Origin of the sequence: Micromonospora sp. D75 (assembly GCF_018070405.1) — a bacterium.
In the GTDB taxonomy this organism is placed as follows: domain Bacteria; phylum Actinomycetota; class Actinomycetes; order Mycobacteriales; family Micromonosporaceae; genus Micromonospora; species Micromonospora chalcea.
Genome location: NZ_JAGPXV010000747.1, coordinates 1 through 2,634, shown reverse-complemented (window position 1 = coordinate 2,634; position 2,634 = coordinate 1). Strand labels below are relative to the sequence as shown.

At 76.8% G+C, this 2,634-nt stretch carries 1 protein-coding gene; it reads left to right on the top strand.

All coding sequences use genetic code 11. The features are described from left to right. Positions 1–21: 21 nt before the first annotated feature. Positions 22–2,634 (top strand): BTAD domain-containing putative transcriptional regulator (locus KBX39_RS28490; RefSeq protein ID WP_210873485.1); only part of this gene is annotated, 2,613 nt, incomplete at its 3' end.

The following is a 2,634-nucleotide window of genomic DNA, read 5'->3' as shown; positions in this document are numbered from 1 at the left end:
GTGGTCTGCCGAGGTGTGCCGGTGGGCGGCGCCCGGCTGCGCGCGCTGCTGGCCCTGCTGGCCGGCCGGCTCGGGTCCGGCTGCGGCACCGGCGCGCTCGTCGACGCGCTCTGGCCGGACGATCCGCCCCGGCATCCGGTGAAGGCGTTGCAGATCCTGGTCTCCCGGGCCCGCGCCGAGCTGGGCGCCGACCTGATCGTCCGGACCGCCACCGGTTACCGGCTGGCGCTCACCGACGCGCAGGTGGACGCGGCGGCGGTGCTGCGGCACGCGGCGGCGGCGGCCCGGCACGCCCGCGCGGGTGCGCACGCCCCCGCACTCGCCGAGGCGGAGGCGGGACTCGCGTACTGGGCCGGTCCGCCCGGCGATGACCCGGGCGAGCACGATCCGCTCACCGCGTTGCGCGCGGACCGGGCCGCCACGTACCGGGAACTGTCCCGGGCGCGGGCGCTCGCGTTGTCCCGGCTCGGACGGGCCGCGGAGGCACTGGCCGGTCTCGACGCGCTGGCCGCCGGAGGTCCGCAGGACGAGGAGGTGCTGGCCGAACTGCTCCGGTGCGAGGCAGCGGTGACGAGCCGGTCGGCGGCGCTGACGCGGTACGAGGACTACCGCCGCTCGCTCCGCGACGAGCTGGGCGCCGAGCCGGGAGCCGCGCTACGCGAGCTGCACCGGGAACTGCTCGACGGCGAGAGCCGGGTGTCCCGGCCCGGCATCCCGTACGAGCCGAACCCACTGCTGGGCCGCGACGGCGACCTGGCCTCGGTGGAGTCCCTGCTCGCCGGCTCCCGTGTGGTCTCCGTCGTCGGACCGGGCGGGCTGGGCAAGACCCGGCTCGCGTACGCGGTGGCCCGGCGCGCGCCGCAGCGCAGCGTACGCCTGGTGGCGCTCGGCGCGGTCACCACCGACGGCGACGTGCCCGAGGCCCTCGCGGCGGCGCTGGGGGTCGGCGAGCCGGTCGCCGGGCCGGTCGGCGCACTGCCGGTGCCCGCCGACCCGGTCGCCGCGATCGTGGCGGCGCTCGGACCGGGGTCGGTGCTGCTGGTGCTGGACAACTGCGAGCAGGTGGTCCGGGGCGTCGCCGAGCTGGTGGCGGCGCTGCTGGCGGCGACCCGGGAGCTGCGGGTGCTGACGACCAGCCGCACCCCGCTGGGGTTGACCTCGGAGGCGGTGCACGCGCTGCCCGAACTGCCGCTGGACACGGCGGTGCAGCTGTTCACGCAGCGGGCCCGCGCCGCCCGGCCGGGCGTGGTGCTGCCCGCCGACCAGGTGGCCGAGGTGTGCCGGCACCTGGACGGGATGCCGCTGGCGATCGAGCTGGCCGCCGCCCGGGTGCGGGCGATGAGCGTGCCGGAGCTGGCCCGCCGGCTCGACGACCGGTTCGGGCTGCTGCGCGGCGGCCCACGGGACGCGCCGGCGCGCCACCACACGCTGCACGCGGTGGTCGACTGGAGCTGGAACCTGCTGCGGCCGGAGGGCCGGGCGGCGTTGCGGGCGCTGTCGGTGTTCCCGGCCGGGTTCAGCGCCGCTGCGGCGGACCGGGTACTCGGCGGGGACGCGCTGCCGGTGCTGGAACACCTGGTCGACCAGTCACTGCTGCGGGTGGAGGAGACGGCGGACGCGATCCGGTTCCGGATGCTGGAGACGGTGCGGGAGTTCGGCGCCGCCCGCCGCGCCGAGGCCGGCGAGGACGAGCGGGTGCTGGCGGCGTACCTCGCCTGGGCCCGCGAGTTCGGCCTCGGGCACCACGAGGCGCTGCTCGGCGCCGAACCGTTCACCGCCGTCGTGACGGTCCGCGCCGAGCAGGACAACCTGGTCGCCGCGCTGCGCCTGGCAGTGGCCCGGTCCGACGCACCGACAGTAGCGGGTGTCGCCGCCGCGCTGGCCGCCGTGTGGACGCTCGACACCAGCTACACCCGGATGCTCGCGCTGGTAGCCGACACCGACTTCCTGCTGTCCCACTACCGTCCGCCGCCGGAGTTCGTGGCACCGGTCCGCACCGTTGCCGTGCTCGCCGTGGCGCACACCCTGATGATCGCCGGGCGCCGCTCGACCCGCTCGCTGGTCGTGCTGCGCCGCCTTCCGCCGCCCCCACCGGACACGGTCGCCGGTGCGATGGCGGTGGTGCTGGGCGCGCTCCCCGAGATCGACGCCGACCCGGCCGTGCTCACCGCGCTGCGTGCGCACCGCGAACCGCTTGTCGCCGCGATGGCGAACGCCCTGGCCAGCTATCTGCTGGAGCAGGCCGGGCGGCCTGACGACGCGCTCGACGCCGCTCGGCGGATGCTCGACACGCTGGCGCACCGGCCGCTGCGGTGGCTGCTGGTGCTCGCCCACTCCCGGGTCGGTGAACTCTGCATGCAGGCCGAACGCTCGGCGGAGGCCCGGGATCACCTCACCGCCGCGCTGGACCTGCTGGCCGACTCCGGCCCGTGGTGGGACCGCCTCCAGATCCGCTGGAGCCTGGTGCTGGTCAACCTGGCGCTGGGCGAGGTCGACGAGGCGGAACGCTGGCTGCGGCTGGCCACCACCGACGCCTGCGACGGCCGGTACGACGCACCGCCGGTGCCGGACGACCAGTACGGCATGCGGGCGTACGAGCGCGGCATCAGGGCCGAGTTCGCGCTGGCCCGGGGC